This is a genomic window from Bradyrhizobium sp. MOS001 (assembly GCF_004634465.1).
Lineage (GTDB): Bacteria > Pseudomonadota > Alphaproteobacteria > Rhizobiales > Xanthobacteraceae > Bradyrhizobium > Bradyrhizobium barranii.
The window spans coordinates 16031-33361 of sequence record NZ_SPVJ01000039.1; the positions used below are offsets into that span (position 1 = coordinate 16031).

At 58.5% G+C, this 17331-nt stretch carries 15 protein-coding genes and 1 pseudogene; 8 read left to right on the forward strand and 8 right to left on the reverse strand.

Annotated features, from left to right (window positions below):
- The first annotated feature begins 34 nt into the window (after positions 1 to 34).
- From CT676_RS32740 to CT676_RS32770, 7 genes are all read left to right on the forward strand, one after another.
- On the forward strand, positions 35 to 2956 hold the full coding sequence (locus CT676_RS32740) for a monovalent cation/H+ antiporter subunit A (protein WP_135216184.1): 2922 nt from the start codon (positions 35 to 37) through the stop codon (positions 2954 to 2956).
- A complete protein-coding gene (locus CT676_RS32745) occupies positions 2956 to 3297 on the forward strand; it encodes a Na+/H+ antiporter subunit C (protein ID WP_063985058.1) in 342 nt (113 codons plus the stop codon). The genes CT676_RS32740 and CT676_RS32745 overlap by 1 nt, the downstream gene beginning before the upstream one ends.
- Entirely contained in the window at positions 3294 to 4925 is a 1632-nt protein-coding gene (locus CT676_RS32750; RefSeq protein WP_187387790.1) for a monovalent cation/H+ antiporter subunit D, read from the forward strand. Before CT676_RS32745 ends, CT676_RS32750 begins: the two co-directional genes overlap by 4 nt.
- Positions 4922 to 5410, forward strand: coding sequence for a Na+/H+ antiporter subunit E (locus tag CT676_RS32755; RefSeq protein WP_063985059.1), 489 nt, complete (start codon positions 4922 to 4924; stop codon positions 5408 to 5410). Before CT676_RS32750 ends, CT676_RS32755 begins: the two co-directional genes overlap by 4 nt.
- A complete protein-coding gene (locus CT676_RS32760; protein WP_063985060.1) occupies positions 5407 to 5688 on the forward strand; it encodes a K+/H+ antiporter subunit F in 282 nt (93 codons plus the stop codon). Before CT676_RS32755 ends, CT676_RS32760 begins: the two co-directional genes overlap by 4 nt.
- Positions 5685 to 6035 carry a monovalent cation/H(+) antiporter subunit G gene (gene mnhG / locus CT676_RS32765; protein WP_063985061.1) on the forward strand — a complete coding sequence of 117 codons (351 nt, stop codon included), beginning with the start codon at positions 5685 to 5687 and terminating at the stop codon, positions 6033 to 6035. The genes CT676_RS32760 and mnhG overlap by 4 nt, the downstream gene beginning before the upstream one ends.
- An 801-nt stretch (positions 6036 to 6836) precedes the next feature.
- A complete protein-coding gene (locus tag CT676_RS32770) occupies positions 6837 to 7733 on the forward strand; it encodes a universal stress protein (RefSeq protein ID WP_063985062.1) in 897 nt (298 codons plus the stop codon).
- A 201-nt stretch (positions 7734 to 7934) separates the two neighbouring features.
- Here CT676_RS32770 and CT676_RS44440 read toward each other — a convergent pair whose 3' ends face one another.
- From CT676_RS44440 to CT676_RS32780, 3 genes are all read right to left on the reverse strand, one after another.
- Entirely contained in the window at positions 7935 to 8111 is a 177-nt protein-coding gene (locus CT676_RS44440; RefSeq protein ID WP_161495740.1) for a hypothetical protein, read from the reverse strand.
- A 545-nt stretch (positions 8112 to 8656) separates the two neighbouring features.
- Entirely contained in the window at positions 8657 to 9472 is an 816-nt protein-coding gene (locus tag CT676_RS32775; protein WP_135216185.1) for a class II fructose-bisphosphate aldolase, read from the reverse strand.
- 83 nt (positions 9473 to 9555) lie between these two features.
- Positions 9556 to 10194, reverse strand: a complete 639-nt coding sequence (locus tag CT676_RS32780; RefSeq protein ID WP_063985064.1) for an HD domain-containing protein — start codon at positions 10192 to 10194, stop codon at positions 9556 to 9558.
- A 583-nt stretch (positions 10195 to 10777) separates the two neighbouring features.
- Between CT676_RS32780 and CT676_RS32785 the strand changes: the two are divergent.
- A pseudogene (locus CT676_RS32785) lies at positions 10778 to 11733 on the forward strand (NADP-dependent oxidoreductase).
- Between the two features lie 334 nt (positions 11734 to 12067).
- Here CT676_RS32785 and CT676_RS32790 read toward each other — a convergent pair.
- The 5 genes from CT676_RS32790 to cydB all read right to left on the reverse strand — a co-directional run bounded on the left by CT676_RS32790 (position 12068) and on the right by cydB (position 17328).
- Positions 12068 to 12832: an HD domain-containing protein gene (locus CT676_RS32790; protein ID WP_135216186.1), complete on the reverse strand. Its 765-nt coding sequence runs from the start codon at positions 12830 to 12832 to the stop codon at positions 12068 to 12070.
- 132 nt (positions 12833 to 12964) lie between these two features.
- Complete coding sequence (locus CT676_RS32795) at positions 12965 to 13402, reverse strand: DsrE family protein (protein WP_135216187.1); 438 nt, start codon at positions 13400 to 13402, stop codon at positions 12965 to 12967.
- Positions 13403 to 13456: 54 nt separating this feature from the next.
- Positions 13457 to 14428: an MBL fold metallo-hydrolase gene (locus CT676_RS32800; RefSeq protein WP_135216188.1), complete on the reverse strand. Its 972-nt coding sequence runs from the start codon at positions 14426 to 14428 to the stop codon at positions 13457 to 13459.
- A gap of 1747 nt (positions 14429 to 16175) precedes the next feature.
- The gene (locus CT676_RS32805; RefSeq protein ID WP_135216189.1) at positions 16176 to 16364 is read right to left on the reverse strand and encodes a DUF2474 domain-containing protein; all 189 of its coding nucleotides are present in this window, start codon (positions 16362 to 16364) and stop codon (positions 16176 to 16178) included.
- Positions 16321 to 17328: a cytochrome d ubiquinol oxidase subunit II gene (gene cydB, locus CT676_RS32810; RefSeq protein WP_135216190.1), complete on the reverse strand. Its 1008-nt coding sequence runs from the start codon at positions 17326 to 17328 to the stop codon at positions 16321 to 16323. Before cydB ends, CT676_RS32805 begins: the two co-directional genes overlap by 44 nt.
- Positions 17329 to 17331 lie beyond the last annotated feature (3 nt).

Sequence of the window (17331 nt, forward strand, 5' to 3'; positions counted from 1 at the left end):
CTCTCCACCTCGCAGCCTGGGGCAATGAACGCAAATGTTCCTGCTTGCCGTTCTCGTCCTTCCTTTCGCAGGAAGCTTTATTGCGGCACTCTTGCGGGTCAATGCACGCAACGCTGAAGCATGGCTCGCTGGATCGATCGCACTTACAGCTTTTTGCCTCATCGGCGCGGCTTATCCGAACGTGACGAATGGCCGCGTTGTCGGGTGGCGAACGGACTGGGTCGCTGAACTTGGACTCGCATTTGTGCTGAGGCTTGACGGGTTCGCATGGGCCTTCGCCATGCTGATCACCGGCATCGGCTTTCTGGTGGTGCTGTATGCCCGCTACTACATGTCACCCAGTGATCCCGTTCCGCGGTTCTTCTCCCTCCTGCTCGCCTTCATGGGGGCAATGCTTGGAATCGTGCTCTCCGGCAACCTGCTGCAACTTGTTTTTTTCTGGGAGCTGACCAGTCTCTTTTCATTCCTACTGATCAGTTACTGGCACCACAACGCGGCTGCGAGAGACGGCGCGCGCATGGCGCTGGTGATCACGTCGACGGGCGGGCTTTGCCTCTTCGCTGGCGTGCTGCTGATCGGGCACATCGTCGGCAGCTATGACCTGGAGCAGGTGCTGGCTTCCGGAAACGTGATCCGTTCGCACGCGCTTTATGTCCCCGCACTCGTTCTGATCCTTCTCGGCGCTCTGACCAAAAGCGCGCAATTCCCGTTTCATTTCTGGCTGCCGCACGCGATGGCCGCTCCAACTCCCGTTTCCGCTTATCTCCATTCGGCAACAATGGTGAAAGCCGGAGTGTTCCTTCTGGTGCGGCTCTGGCCGGCAATGGGTGGAACGAATGAATGGCTGTGGCTGGTGGGCTCGATCGGCCTGATCACGTTTTTTCTGGGCGCCTTTCTCGCCGTGTTCCAGCAGGATCTGAAGGGGCTACTGGCCTACTCGACGATCAGCCATCTCGGACTGATCACGCTTTTGACCGGACTCGATACCCCATTCGGGCAGATCGCGGCGATTTTCCATATCATGAACCACGCGACCTTTAAGGCATCGCTGTTCATGGCGGCCGGCATCATCGATCACGAAACCGGCACGCGCGACATCCGCCGCCTTAGCGGGCTATGGGCCTTCATGCCGATTACGGCGACGCTGGCCATGGTGGCTGCCGCGGCAATGGCGGGAGTGCCGTTGCTGAACGGTTTTCTGTCGAAGGAGATGTTTTTTGCCGAGACGATCGAGGTCCATGACAATTCCCTCGTCGATCAGGCGCTGCCGTACATCGTCACTCTCGCCAGCACGTTCACGGTTGCCTATTCACTGCGCTTTATTCGCGACGTGTTCTTCGGCCCGGCTCCAACCGGCTTGCCACGCGTTCCACATGAGCCGCCCCTGTTGATGCGACTTCCGGCCGAACTGCTCGTGCTGGCATGCCTCGTCGTCGGCGTCGCGCCGGCTCTCACCGTAGCGCCGATCCTCGATACGGCTGCTCGGGCGGTTCTCGGCTCCGCGATGCCGGAGTACAGCCTTCGTCTCTGGCACGGAATTACGCCCGAACTTCTGATGAGCATAGTAGCGATGGTCGGGGGGTTGGGCGTCTACGTCATGCTGCGCTCCTACCTGCTCGTGCACGAGGGACCGCCGTTGCTCGGTCGCATCAACGGTAAGCGGATCTTTGACTGGGTGTTGGTGACGTTGTCCTGGCGCCTTGCGCGATGGCTCGCCACCAATCTCGGGACGAGACACCTCCAACCACAATTGCGAATCTTGGCTGGCGTGGCGTTCGTCGCTGCCCTGCTACCCCTGTACGCCCGCGGCCTCTCGCTGACGGGACCATCAGGGCGTGAATTCGACCTCGTCTTCGGATTACTCTGGGTGGTGGGCGTCGGTTGCGCGGTAGGAGCCGCGGTCCAGGCCAAATTTCATCGGGTGGTCGCGCTGATACTGCTCGGGACCGCGGGCCTCGTCACCTGCGTCAGCTTCGTCTGGCTGTCCGCTCCCGATGTCGCGCTGACGCAGATCGTCGTTGAGACGGTTACGACGGTTCTCCTATTGCTCGGCTTGCGGTGGCTGCCAAAACGCATTGCTCAATCAAGCCCGGACGAGGCACGCGGCAGCATTCGGTGGCACCGCGCTCGCGACTTCTCCATCGCGCTCCTCGCCGGGCTCGGTTTGGCCACCCTCGCTCTGGCAGCTATGCAGCTCCCGGATAATCACAGCATTTCACGATACTTCGTGGAAAACGCATACACGAAGGGTGGCGGAACCAATGTGGTGAACGTCATCCTGGTTGATTTCCGCGGGTTCGATACGCTCGGCGAGATCACGGTGCTTGCGGTGGTCGCACTGACCGTCTTCGCGCTTTTGCGCCGTTTCCGTCCGGCCCCCGAAAGCATTCCCGTTCCCGAACAGCAGCATGCCCAGGATGCCCACGACGAGGCTCATCCCGATCGACAGAAGGGCGACACTGCCAAGGACACGCTTGCTACCGCGGCATTAATGATGGGGCTGCTGTTTCCCGTGATCGGCGTCGTGGCCATTTTCCTTCTATTGCGCGGGCACGACCTTCCGGGCGGCGGCTTCGTCGCCGGCATCGCAATGGCGACAGCGTTCATCCTGCAATATATGGCTCGCGGCACGGTTTGGGTGGAAGCTCGTCTTCACGTCATGCCGGTGCGTTGGATGGGTTTCGGCCTCTTGCTGGCAGGGTGTGCGGGAGCTGCCGCCTGCGTTTTCGGACACCCCTTCCTGACCTCGTACTTTGCATATGCCGAATTGCCTCTGCTCGGTCGCGTCCCCACGGCCAGCGCTCTTCTCTTCGATATCGGTGTGTTCTCGCTCGTCGTCGGCGCCACGGTCTTGATGCTCATCGCAATCGCGCATCAATCGCTGCGTCGCTACGGCGTGCCGCTCCAGGCGGGGCAACGCGCGCCCGGTGAGCGACCGAAAGAGGGGTTGGTGTAATGGAGCTTAGCCTGGCCATCGGCATAGGTGCGCTTGCGGCGTCCGGCGTGTGGCTGGTCCTCAGGCCGCGCACGTTTCAAGTCATCATCGGGCTTTCGTTGCTCTCTTACGCCGTCAACCTCTTCATCGTGGCCATGGGGCGGGCGCGGACGGGAGCGCCGGTGCTGATCGCAAAGGAGATCGGGGATGCAATGAAACATGCTGACCCGCTACCACAGGCGCTCGTATTGACTGCAATCGTCATCAGTTTTGCGACGACGGCGCTGTTCCTTGTCGTTCTCCTCGCGTCGCGCGGCCTGGCTCGCACCGATCACGTCGACGGTCAGGAGCCCGAGGCGTGAGCGGAATCGCAAATCTGGTCGTTGCGCCCATCGTCCTGCCCCTGCTTGCCGGTGCAGGCATGCTGCTCTTGAATGGAGAGCGGCACCGCAACATAGTGGCATCCGTCAATGTCGCCGCAACGGTTGCACTCGTTTGCGTCGCGATGATCTTGCTCGGAATGTCTGATTCGGGTCACCCCGGAATCAGGGAAGTCTATCGCCTGGGCGATTGGCCCGCTCCTTTCGGAATTGTCCTCGTTCTCGATCGGCTCTCCGCGCTCATGCTGCTCCTGACCAGCATCCTGGCGTTGGCGTCGGTTGTGTTCTCTCTTGCCCGTTGGCACCGGACAGGCGCGCATTTCCATCCGCTCTTTCAGTTTCTGTTGATGGGCCTCAATGGTGCCTTCCTGACCGGCGATCTCTTCAACCTGTTTGTCTTCTTCGAGTTATTGCTGGCCGCTTCGTACGGCCTTCTGCTGCATGGTTCCGGTCTCGCACGAGTGAAAGCTGGGTTGCACTACATCGTCGTCAATCTGGTCGCGTCGCTGTTGTTCCTGATCGGGGTCAGCCTGATCTATGGCGTCACCGGGACGCTCAATATGGCGGACCTCTCGGCGCGGATACCTACAATCGCTGCGGAGAGCCGCGGTTTGCTCGAAGCAGGCGCCGGCATGCTGGCGGTGGCCTTCCTGCTCAAGGCCGGCATGTGGCCCCTGTGTTTCTGGCTGCCGACGGCCTACGCAGCCGCGAGTCCACCGGTGGCGTCGATCTTTGCGATCATGACCAAGGTCGGCGCGTATATCATCCTGCGTCTATCGCCGTTGCTTTTTGGTGAGGGCAGCGGCGCGTCAGCGGGCTTCGGTAGTGACTGGCTGTTGTGGGGCGGGTTGGCGACGATCGCATTCGGAGCAATCGGCACACTGGCATCCCAGGACACCGCCCGTCTCGGCGGCTTTTCGGTGCTGGTATCCTCCGGAACCGTACTGGCAGCCACAGGGACCGGACAAGTCAGTGTCACCGGTGGAGCACTGTTTTACCTGGTCAGCTCGACTCTCGGCATCAGCGCGTTCTTCCTTCTGGCCGAACTCATCGAGCGCGGCCGCGAACCCGGAGCTGATGTGATCGCCGTCACCCGGGAAGCTTATGGAGAAGATGATGACGCGGACGATACGGAAGAGGAGGTCGGCATGGCCATTGTGGCCACGATGGGGTTGCTCGGCGTCGCCTTTATGGGGTGCGCGCTAGTCATCGCCGGGCTCCCGCCGCTGTCGGGGTTCATAGCCAAATTCGCGCTGCTGACGGCGGCGCTTCGTCCTGCAGACATGCATCCGGGCGGTGCCGTTCCTGGCAGTGGATGGGCGCTCCTGTTGGCGCTCCTCGTATCCAGTTTCGCGGCGTTGGTCGCGCTGACCCGAGCAGGCATACGCTCCTTCTGGGCCTCGCCAGATCGCGCCGTGCCGCGTGTGCGCTTGATCGAGATGGCGCCCATCATGTTCCTGTTGATCATTTGCGCGGCCCAGACAGTGCTCGCCGGTCCGGTGATGCGTTTCATGCAGGCAACGGCGCAATCGCTGCACGCGCCGGCGGGCTACGTCAGCGACGTCCTGGAGATCAGCGCCCAAGGCAGTCGAAAGGCGGGCGGCAAATGACGCGATTCCTGCCCTTTCCGCGGATGAGCTTCTGTCTGCTCGCATTGTGGCTACTGCTCAATCAGGCAGTCACGATCGGACATGTCCTCCTCGGTTGTGTGATTGCGCTCGTCGGCGGGCGGTTTCTCACCGTACTGGAGTTACCAAGCACGCGCGTCAGGCGACCCGGCGTCCTTCTACGCCTGCTGGGATTGGTGGCGATTGATATCATCCGCTCCAACTTGGCGGTTGGCCGGATCATTCTCGGTTTTGGGCGCCGACAGCGAAAATCCGGATTCGTGAACGTTCCGCTCGATATGCGCAATCCCTACGGACTGGCGTTGCTGGCCTGCATCATTACCTCGAGCCCCGGAACGCTGTGGGTGAACTTCGATGCACAGAAGGGTTTGTTGATGATCCATGTTCTGGACCTGGTCGATGAAGCCGAGTGGATCCGCACGATCAAGCAGCGCTACGAACGCCATCTGCTGGAGATATTCGAATGAGCCAGCTCTTGCTGATCTACGCGCTTTCCGCCGCGCAGGTACTTCTGGTGTTGGCTATCGGCTGTGGCGTGGTCCGCATCTTTCGCGGGCCGCGGGCACAGGATCGCGTTTTGGGTTTCGACACGTTGTCCGTGAACGCGATGTTGTTGCTTCTGACGTTCGGGATTCGATCCGGCGAAACGCTCTATTTCGAAGCGGCCCTGGCCATGGCCCTCTTCGGTTTTGTTGGTACGGTTGCGCTGGCGAAGTTTCTACTGCGCGGCGAGGTGATGGAATGAACGGCATCGAACACCTGCCGCCCTGGGCTGCGGCTCTCACGGCATTTCTCCTGCTTGTTGGCGCCGCCGTCACACTGGTCGGTTCGCTGGGCCTTTTGCGGCTCGGCACATTCTACGAGCGGGTCCACGCGCCGACGCTCGGGACAACGCTGGGCACCGTATTCATTGCAGCTGCTTCAATCGTTTGCTTTTCGGTACTTCAGAGCAGGCCAGTGCTGCACGAAATCCTAATCATCGGGCTTGGCGTGGTAACCACGCCTATTGCCTTGACCGTATTGGTGGGCGCAGCGCGATTTCGCGATACTGCCGAAAAGAGTGCGCAGGTTCGCGGACCAGAGGGCAATTAGCGCAAGACGCGCGATTTCTTGCAGCAGGTTCCTTGACCGGCGAGTCGGCCAATCCAGGCTAAATGTCGCATTTGATTTCCTGCATCGCATGCCCACCTCTAAGTGCATGATGTATGATGCTGAGTAATAAACGAGTTCGCCGAAGTCTTTGCAGATTGGCCGCCTGATCGGAGGCAATCAGCCCCGAACTCAGTGCACGTCGCGGCCGCGAGGGCTCTAGCTCGCTGCCCCGCAGGGCGATGCACATGCCGCTGGCAAACAAGCCGTACGGCAAACAGAGGCAGTGATGACTACAACGCTACGACGCCGGATTTATAGGACCCAGCTGCAGATCCGCCGGTAACCCGGACGATGCCACATCGTCCGGGACGGCACCTCAATAGTTCTGCAACCAAAGCCGGGAGTTTCTCATGTCAGTGTTTTTCGCGCTGCTCGTCCTGACCTCATGGGTCATGTTCATCTGGATTTCAGATCCCGATGGTTTCCGCGAGGCATTCGCTCGCCGCCAACCGCCAATTCCTCACGACCCTAAAAGGTGACGTTGAGAGGTTCACCTCCGTCACCGCGTACAACAGTTGCTTATGAGCGAGAAAAATATCGTGCTCCGGATGTTCGCGGGGCGCGATGCTTGGTTGCTTCTCGGCTACAGATCGTCGGTCCAAGCCAATCTGGTGGATTAGATTGAACGAAGCCGGCACGCGACAGCGTCATAGGCCCTCCGCAAGGCAACCGAATTGCCGCGCTGGTCGAACTTGGCAAGCCATCGTTCTTGCTGCCGTTCGCAATTACAAGGATTATGACATGAACATCGTAGCTGCGACAGATTTCTCGACGCGCTCCAACCGCGCTCTGCGGAAGGCCGGCCTCTCAGCGCGCTCCCTTGATGCAAAGCTGCACCTTGTTCATGTCGTCGACGATGATCAGCCAAAAGAGCTGGTCCGCATCGAAGAGCGTGAGGCACAACGGGTGCTGGTTGAGCAGATCGTATCCATGCCGGAGCTGCAAAACGTTCAGTGCTATCCGACTGTGGTCAAGGGCCATCCTTTTGACGGGATACTGCGAGCGGCTGCAGCAGCCGACGCGGATCTCGTTGTAATGGGAGCCCATCGCAAGCAGTTTCTGCGCGATATCTTCACGGGCACCACAATCGAGCGTGTTATTCGCGGAGGAAGGTATCCGGTTCTGATGGTGAACAACGAGGCGCAGCGGCGCTATGAACGCGCTCTAGTGCCAGTTGATATGTCGGATACATCGGCCGATGCAATTCGCGTGGGCCTGTCCACCGGACTCTTGGCGGAGGGCACGATTCTTCACGCCTTCTCGCCGATGGCGAAAACGCGATTGCTCAGCTCTGGTGCGAGCGGGGCTGTAATCAGCGGATATGTCGATAGCGAGCGTCAAAAGGCAATGGAGGAGCTGACGAAGTTTCTGGTGACGAACAAGCTCGGCACGCAACGATGGTTTCTCCAGGTCGCCGAGGGCGGGCCTATGCAGGTCATCACCCGTGCTGTTTCGGAGAGGCGGCCTGACATGCTGGTGATGGGCACGCACGGCCGATCTGGCATGCTTCGGGCGTTGATCGGGAGCGTAACGGAAGAAGTCCTGCGTTCGTTGAACGTGGACGTTCTCGTTGTTCCTCCCGGCGGCTCTGAACGCACAATAGCAAATCCACCGATCGCCCCTGCCCCAAAGGCGTGACGCGTGCCGCGGCTCATCGCTCGCGAGCGAGTCATGCGCGCTCCGCCTGCAAACCGGCGGCGATCTGGCAAGAGACCCCCAAGAAATCGACGCCGTCTCTTGGTCTCCGCCCGCGCTAGGCGTCGGCCAGCCGTGTTCGCAGGGCCGGCGACCCCTCCTTCAGCGAACAACGGCTCCCACTCTGCCGGGTTGGTCGATAGACTAGCGGCGCCTTCGTTCAGCGTCGCGCGCAGCCGGCTTTGCTGCGTGTGGTTTAGTCGAGCCCCGCGTGATTTTCAACGGATCGCTGGCCGGAAAGGTTTGCTGCAATTGCCGGTCCAGCTCCTCGTCGAGTTCTCGCTTCTCCCGCTGCTCCGATGTTTCGTAGTGCTTTGGCATTGCTCAATCTCCGCGTTTAGCACTTGGTGACCGGCCGTCTGCCACCAAAGAATTGTGGCGCCAAATACGCACAGTTGGCGTTAAAGCGAGCGGAATTGAGGATTTAGAATCAACAAAGATCTTGAGGCAACAGCGCAGTGCTCGGGGCACCAATGCGGAGTTCGTGGTGCCGAGGCGCTCTACACCCGCAGGTTGCAGTCTAGTGATGCACTGCGCAAGCGCATGCAACGCTTCGAGTACCTGGCCCTGCGCTGTTGCGCCTAAGATCGGGCATTCCTGTCGGGGTGACGTAGATCCGGCGGATCAATTGTCCGGTCCGGGTCAATCGCGGCACGGGCGAGCCAGCGGTAAGTCCGGCTAATGTCGGCCATCCCGCGGAAAGCGGAAGTAACTTCAGAACATTTGCAATAGGCCGGTGCGGGTCGATGCCTTGACGTGTTGACGCTCTGAAATCGGAACCTCGAATCATGCGCTAGGAACTCAGCGACTGTGAGTGGCCGCCATTCCACCGACAAGAGCGAGAGCAACCCTCTAAAGATCGAGTCTCAGAGCTTGTTGAACAATTTCAATCGAGAGTTCACCAGTCGACGTGTCGCTTCCACGACTGCGGGCAGGATCTTGTACGGAACCACTTCATCCGGCATAGCTGCGAGCGCTTCATCCAGGCTACGACGCCAAGCAACCCTGAGCTCAGTGTTCACATGAATAATGTTTATGCCGGCATCTATGGCACTGTCGAAATCGACATCCTCCGTTCCCGACCCGCCATGAAGCGTAAGCAACGTCCCAGTGGCTCGCTTGATGGCCGCAATCCTTTCAATGTCCAGGTGCTTCCTAGTCTTTCCCTCAACCATGCTCCGCAGCATGCCGTGCATGTTGCCGACCGCAGGGGCCAAGATGTGTATACCGGTCGCCTCGAAGGCCTTGGCCTGCTCCGGATCAGTTAACCCGCGGCTCAAATCAGGGGCATCATCATGGATCCGCGAGCCCGTTCCGATGTCGCCGATTTCACCCTCTATCAGGATCGACGGATTGATGTCTTTGAGCATTTCAACCGCTGCTTTGGTTTTCCGGATATTTTCGTCGATCGGAAGAGCTGAGAGATCGAACACTATGGAATTGAAGCCAACTTTTGCGGCGGCCATCGCCGATTCCAACGAGTGGGTGTGATCGGCGTTAAGATAGACTGGGAGTCCTTCGCCATCGCGGAAGCTTGCGACCAGAGCCGATATTTGCCTATCACCGAGAAGCTCGCGTTCGCCCTCTGAAACCCCGACGACGACAGGAACCTGCAGGTCCTTGGCCGCCGCCACGATGCCCTTCAGTACAGTGCGACTGTCGAGGAAGCTCGCACGGATAATTCACGTGCTGTTGTGTTTCCCGAGTGCTGCAACAGCGTAGCGATCGCCCCCGACCACCTCCAGATGGCCGGCGGCTGGCAGGGTCAGCTATGCCACGGGTTGTTGTGGATCCAAGTGCACGCGTTTGGCTTGCGAAATGTGGGATCGCGATATTCGATGTAGTCGAAGTTCACCGTCCCGAACGTTGTCTGAGGCTTCTTTAAAGCCGAGCAAGTCTGAACCTCGATAAATTCGCTCTTGAAATTACCGCGGGGAAAAGCCGCGATGACTTGGTCGCGTTGCTCTGGCGTGTACTCATCATATCCAATCCCGACGACGTCCACCAAAACACCCGCGTTTGTGAGAGCGATCTCGGGCCGCATATACTGGGGGATACCAGGCGTGGTGTGTAGGGCGATGGCTTCCCACACCAGATCCGCCTTCGATTCGGAAATGCCATGGCTCTTGAGAAATTCGCGCGCTGCATCTGCGCCATCGACTTCAAAACGTTTTGTCTCGGTATGATAGGTGTCGATAAGGCCCAAGTCATGAAACAGCGCAGCGACATAGAGCAGTTCAGAGTCGAATTTCAGGTTCTGGCGGACACCCTTCATCGCACCAAACACAAAGACTCGAACCGAGTGGTTAAACAACATCTCGGTTTCGTGGTGCCGCACCAGTTCGGTGGCTTCGCGCGCGATCTTGCTATCCGGAATCTTAATGCCGAAACTTACGTCGTTCATTGTTAAACTCCTGTCTTGTGCGCGCTGAACTGCCGACAGCACCGCAATTCATGCCCGCCGACGCTTTAGATCGATACCCACAAGGTAACCCGCGAATGTTGGACCGGAAGTACCCTTCTGTATGACGATACTGCAGTGCGATTGAGGCTGAAAGCAGGGTCTCGCTCGGGCAGTGTGGCTGTCGTTTTCTGATCAGCGGTCCCTGTTCTCGTGGTGCACTCCATGGATTAGGGGCGGCTTGAAGCTCCTGAGGAAGCTCGCCACCCAAATCAAAGAAATGTGCAGGACGCCAAGTACAAACCGCGGGAAATTCACTTCCTGCGAGTAAGGATCAGATGTAGGGAAATTGCGCGAGAGCTGGTTGATGACCAGCTATTGTCGTTCCCGGTCTAGAATTTTAAAATGCGATAAAGGCTACGAAGCCCATCTCTCAAACACGCAGAATCTTGCGGGTTGTGGAGAGCGCCGAGCGTAGGTGTGACTTTTGAACTCGGCAATAGCGCAAGCCGGCGGCTGACTCACATCTTGGTAGGAGTCAAGAATGGGAAGCACTCTCGTCGGTAATGGTCCTGCTGATTCTTCTATGTTGGCATGGCGAGTACACAAATTCGGCGCGCCGGACGTGATGATATTTGAACGGGTCCCAAGGCCAGATCCTGGTCCGGGCGAAGTTCTTGTCGATGTTCACGCAGCAGGCGTCGGTCCCTGGGACGGCTGGATCAGGGCCGGCAAGAGCGCGTTGCCGCAGCCTCTTCCTCTCACGCTCGGCTCCGATCTGTCCGGAACGGTCGCGGCCGTGGGATCGGGCATTTCGGACCTGGCTGTCGGAGATCAGGTTTACGGAGTGACCAACACTCAGTTCCTTGGTGCTTACGCAGAATACGCGGTGGCCTATGCTGCGATGCTTGCGAAGAAACCAAGCTCGCTGAGCTATGCCGAAGCGGCTTCCGTTCCCGTCGTTGCGGTCACGGCGTGGCAAGGTCTGTTCGACCACGCTCGCCTCGAAGCCGGGCAGACGGTTGTCATTCATGGAGCTGCGGGAAACGTTGGAGCCTACGCGGTTCAGCTCGCTCGTCGCGCTCGGCTTCGTTCAATCGCGACGGCTGGGGCGAAGGACGTCGAGTACGTGAGGTCCCTCGGTGCCGACGAAGTATTGGACTATCATACGCAACGCTTCGAGGAAGAGGTGAAGGACGCGGACGCGGTACTGGATCTCGTCGAGGCGAAACGCAAATGCGTTCTTTTCAGGTTCTTCGCTCGGGCGGCAAGCTGATCTCCGCTGTGTCCCAGCCCGATCAAGACCGCGCAAAGTCCCGCGGGGTCACCGCAGCCTTCTTCTTGGTGGAAGTGACCACCGAGCGGCTGCGCACAATCGCCGATCTCATTGACCGCGGCGAACTGAAAACCCGCGTCGGTGTAGTTCTGCCTCTCGCCGATGCGCGAGACGCGCACATGATGTTAGAAGGCCGACGATCACCGCCGAAAGGAAAGATCGTTCTCAACGTAGAGGCCACGGGCGAAGTCACCGCGCCCGCTTGAATTCGGGCTAACGATGAGCGTCGCGGCAAGCAGGTGTGGAGGGCCGCCAACTCCCGCGGGGACCGGGAACAATTGCTGAGAACGCTTTGGCTTGTGGGCTCTGCTTGTAATCACCCATCGCTGGTGCCGTCGTCAACGCAGGTTTCAGCCCGTCGACCCAACGCCGAGCACATCGTCGCACTCAATCGCCAAGCTACGCGGAGGGACGCGCCTCATTCGACGTCGACGACAAAAGTCTGGTTTCGGCTTCAAGATCTTCTTGTGAAACTCCGAAGCCTCTTCGAACTGAAAGCTCTCCATGTGGGAGAACCGGACCACTGAGGGATCGCTTCGCCTATTGCCCGACAGCCCAGCGCGACTTCCGCATCAGATTGCTGAAGTCCCTGCGACGGAAACCAGGGTCCTTGTAGGCCATTACATCGGCCAAACCGGTGCCTTGGGTGGTTTCAGGACGGTGCTTGAGGCTGTCGTAAAGGGCCTGCAGGAAGCCTTCCGCGAATTGTGGCGGACGCGGATAAACCGTCTCGACAGCGCTCCGCTGCGCGGCAGTGAAGTCGTCATAGCCGGCGCCGACAAGGTCCATGTTGGCTCCTTCGGCAAGAAGTGCCGCGATGGGGTACAGATGCGGGGAAATTCCATTTGTCGTATGCAGTGCGATCGCAAGCCAGACGCTCTGGCCATCAGCTTCCGAAATGCCGTGACTCCGCAAAAAATCGCGTGCGGCATTCGCGCCATCCACTTCATAGCGCAGGTGACTTTCCCCATAACTTGCAGTCAGTCCATAATCATGGAACATGGCCGCTATGTAGAGAAGTTCCGGATCAAAGGTCAGACCCTTGCGCTTTCCTGCCAAAGCAGCCCAATAGTAAACGCGCATGGAGTGCTGAAACAGCAAATCGTTTTCGGTATCGCGAATGACCTGAGCTGCATCGCGCGACAATTTGCTGTCCGGAATTCTTATCTCCGAAACCTCCTCGACGGCGTTCGGAACCGCTTCCGCAATTTTAGGCGTGACCGTTTCGGCCTGACCGTTTGGTGCCAAGGCGGATCCGGCGACCAATGCGAGGGCGGCCCAGGTGAGAGTGGTACGAACATTCATGTCGTTCTCCTCTGTAGCCGGAGATGGCGTGTATGGGGCTAGAACGTGCTTTCGCCCTGGCATCGACCATTGGAGTTTCCCTGTTGGAGGTCGAAAAGACTCGCCTCAGGCAAACAACACACGCTCTTGCGCTTATTCCGTAATCTTTACGAATCCCTGCTGAACGAGCTGTGTCGTCCTCGCCATGGCATCCGTATTGACTTTGATGCCGGGTAGCAGATCGGCATTGCCCCAGTTGTGAGCCTTCGCGGTCGCTCCGCACAGCTCGATACGCACACTGCGCTTCATCAGGTCTGCCACAAGGTCCTTATAGGGATTGCCGGTCGCGATATTTCGATCAGCGTTGTAAGCAGTGTCGTGCAGCGTCACGTGGCCGGCATTCGTGTGAAAGACGGCGATAACCTCCGATTCGGCCTTCGCGTGGGCGATGTCGTTGGTGATCAGCTGAAGGTGGAAAATGGAAGCCGGCAGATCGCCTTCGAACGCCAACGCGCCGATGCTATACACTGTCTTCACGTCCTTGAGCGTTACCTGAATATCGATGTGAAGCGGCTTCTCGGAGGCAGACATATCCATACTCCTTTCACTGGAAGAACGGGTGATGGCCATCATTTGAGAGGACCGTCAGACGCCCTCGTAAACCAGTCGGGTGAAGAGCGCCGGGGTGATGAGGAACTGGCCCCATATCGCATCGAACGCCGCGGTCGGCTTGGCGGCGATCGCGTCATCGAGCGATCGGCCCTGCTGCTTGAGCTTGCCGACATTGTCGCGGATTGCGATAAGCATGTCGCGGTAGGCCGCAAGTTCAACCTTGTTGCTGACAGGGTTGCCGTGCCCCGGGATGACGATCGTCTTGTCGGTTACGGCGGCAACATTCGCCTCGGCCGCCTTGATCATCCCGTCGATGTTTCCGCCGGTTGAATAGTCGATGAACGGATAGATGCCGTTCCAGTAGGTATCGCCACAATGAAAAATGTCCGCTTCGGGGATCGTCACCGATAAGTCGCTATCGGTGTGCGCGGGACCGTAATATTCAAGGAGAAGCGTGGACCGGTTGAGCTTCAGGGCTTTCTCAGACGAGAAGGTTTCGGTCGGAACGGCCGATAGCGGAGGAGACGGGAAGTTGAAATCCCAGTCCGCAACTCTCTGGGCAACTAGCAGATGCTTGTGGGTGTTCTCATGGGCGATGATGGCTGCCCCTTCCGCATTTAGCCATTGATTTCCGTCCGTGTGATCGAAGTGCCAGTGCGTGTTGATCAGGTGCGAAATTGGCTCGCGGCTCAAACTGTTCGCAGCCTCTAGGATGCGCGGACGGGATGCGGTGATGCCGGCGTCAATGAACACCTTGCCGTCGGCGCCTGTCATGACCGCGATATTGCCGCCAGAGCCCTCGAGGACGCTGACATTGTCGCGCAACTTATGGACTTTGATGGCCGCTTTGGCGGCGTCGTCGCGGATGAGGTCCACAATGTTGCGCGCTTCCGCGAAAGCCTGTCGCGGCGAGAGCCAGCCGCCCGTCGCCGCTACTGTAGTCGCCGCCACGCAGCACAGGCAGAATCCGCGTCGTGACATGATATCCTGGTTGAGGGTCACCATGGGTTTCTCCAATGGATGTCCGCAAACGGGCTAGCGCCACAACGCGGCGTCGCGCATGATGCTTGCGACGTGAATGATGGTCATGCGGAAAACGCCTGTTGGCCCACCATCATCTCTTCTGCAATGCTCTTCGTAGCCTTATCGCTATCGACTTAACCTTGCATATCCGGAGCGATAAGCGCAGATCCGTCGCCGAGCCGCTCAGTCCTCAGGAGGAACTCACGGTTGCTTTGCGGCCGCCGTGCATGCACAGAACCACGGGACCGTGACGTAATAAACCGTAACACCATTTGTCTTGATCCGCTTGTGAATCGTTTCCACGGAGCTACTATTGGAGTCCTGCATTCGTCCTTGGACTTGCTCTAGGACAGAGTTGCTCAGCTTTGGCAGATCTCGTCAGCCCCGCCGGTGCTGCTCTCGAGTTGGGGCGCAATCGCTGTATAGCAGCTTACCAAATTCTAGTTGGTCCTTTCTCGCGGGTCTTTCGAGATCGCACTTAAGATTAGACACACCGGCATGATCATCCTGATTGGCGACCCACAATCAAATCGACGGCCTCTCGAGGTTGCTCCTCCATGATCCAGTGCCCAGACTTCATTGTGGCAGCGCTCTAGACGTTTCTCGGGACGGCGCGCTCGCGTAGCTTGGGCAAATGTCCCTCGGAAGCGCCTTCTGCCCGTGGTGACCTTCGACTTTCGGACTGTCGCGCCTTACCGCCTTCGCAACTCACAAAATTCCCGCCGCTGGGTTTAGGCCAACGACGGGCAGTTCGCACGTTCCCCGCTATAGCGGGGCTCGGTGGCCGCGCCACAGCTGCAAGGCGGCGGCCCCCTGCAGTCTCCGCGATAGCCTCAAATCCAAGGACCTCCAGATGAGGCGACTTCGCCGCCTAGGTCGGAAGCACTGCGACCCATTTTTGGTGCTGGCCTGTTTCCGACCTTGTGGCCTAGTTTGAGTTTATGTCGGCCGGCAGACAGACGAGCCGCGTTAATTTCTGATTCACTTGTCCCATCATCTGCTGACGGGACAGATCCATGAACATGCCATTAAACGTGGCAGCCTCTCCTTTGCGAAAGCAAGCAGCCAATACGCTTCTCCGCGCGCGTAAACTTCCGCCCGGCCCTTACCGCAACGACCTACGCCAATTGGGCATGGGGCTGTTGAAGCTGTATAAGGGGGCCTCGGAGCTAACATTCGAACAATCGAGAGGAGAATGGAGTGTGACAAGTAACGCGCCTCACCTGATTGGCGAAGACGAAATCATCGGCCGGAGGGGGCGCAGTGAACTCGCGGACTTGCCGCTGGTCATTCAGCAGACGCGAGCGATAGTTGAGGCAAGTCGCAGTCGTTTGGAGCGAAGCCACCGATTGTTGCAGCAGCGATCTTACTCCGAGGAACTAAGGAATGAACTAGGGCCGCCTCGGTGGGACGGCCTCCCTGCTTTTCGAGCTCGCGAAAGTAGTCCAAAAGCTCCGCCTCGATCTCGCGGACATGGTTTGACGTGGGTCTGCGATAAACGCGGTCAACATCAACGCGCGCTCGGTCTTCTCTAGCGCTTTCAGAACAAAAAGTTCACCGCGAACTGTGTCTTTACTGGTTTGAAAGGGCGATCTCCCGAGTCACGCCGCAATTTTCAATTGTGAAAAGTCGCCCAAAGTCTGGATTTGAGCGATTTTGTCTTCGTGTAATTTGCGAGTTTAGACCACATACATTTAAGTCATTTCGCAACGTTAAAGTGCTCTCCGCCTCATATCGTCAATCCTGCTGCGCTCATCAGCAATCGGAACAGCAGCGCGACAATTCCCAGTGTTGCAACGCTCGCTGCCCAGATGATCACGAGCCAGCCCAGCCGGCTTCTCCAATCTGGTCGATGCTCTGAGGTCACGCGTGCTTCAATGATAGCCCTCGCCGGCCCGGACCTTACCGCGGAAGACATAGTAGGACCACGAAGTGTAGATCAGGATGAAGGGGATAATGAAAAGCGCGCCGACCAGCGTGAATCCGAGCGATTGAGGCGGACTTGCCGCCTGCCAGATTGAAATGGAAGGGGGAACGATGTTTGGCCAGAGGCTGATTGCCAGGCCGCTGTACCCCAGAAAAAGCAAGCACAACGCCAGCATGAATGGTGCCGCGTGATATCCGTTGGAGAGAGAACGAATCAGCAAGACCGTCGCGACCAATACCAGCAAAGGTACGGGCACGAAGAAAAGAAGGTTCGGAAGGGAGAACCATCTCTGTGCGACGTCAGGGTGAGCGAGCGGCGTCCAGATGCTCACAATGGTGATCGTCGCGATAAGCGCCAACGCTGCCGGTTTCGCCAGAAACGTCATCCGCCGTTGCAATTCGCCATCGGTTTTCATGATAAGCCAGGTACATCCCAGCAGCGCGTATGCCACCAAAAGACCAAGCCCGGTGAACAGACTGAAAGGACGAAGCCAATCAAAAGGTCCGCCGTCGAAAACGCTGCGGGAGACTTCGAACCCGTCGATGAAACTCCCTAGAGCTACGCCTTGGCAGAAGGTCGCGATGTAGGATCCCCACGCAAACGCCTTATCCCAGAAAGGCCGGTGCGCCTCATCCGCCTTGAATCGGAATTCGAACGCGACCCCGCGCCAGATCAGTCCCGCCAGCATCACGATCAGCGGCAGATAGAGCGCTGTGAGGATGATCGAGTATGCCAAAGGAAACGCGGCAAGTAGCCCCGCAGCTCCGAGGACGAGCCACGTTTCGTTTCCGTCCCAAACGGGGGCGACAGTGTTGACCATCGTATCGCGATCGGTTCGGTTCGAAACGAAGGGGAAAAGAATGCCAATGCCGAGATCAAAGCCGTCCATGATCACATACATCATCAACCCGAAGCCGATGATGATGGCCCAGATCAGTGGAAGATCGATACCCATCGT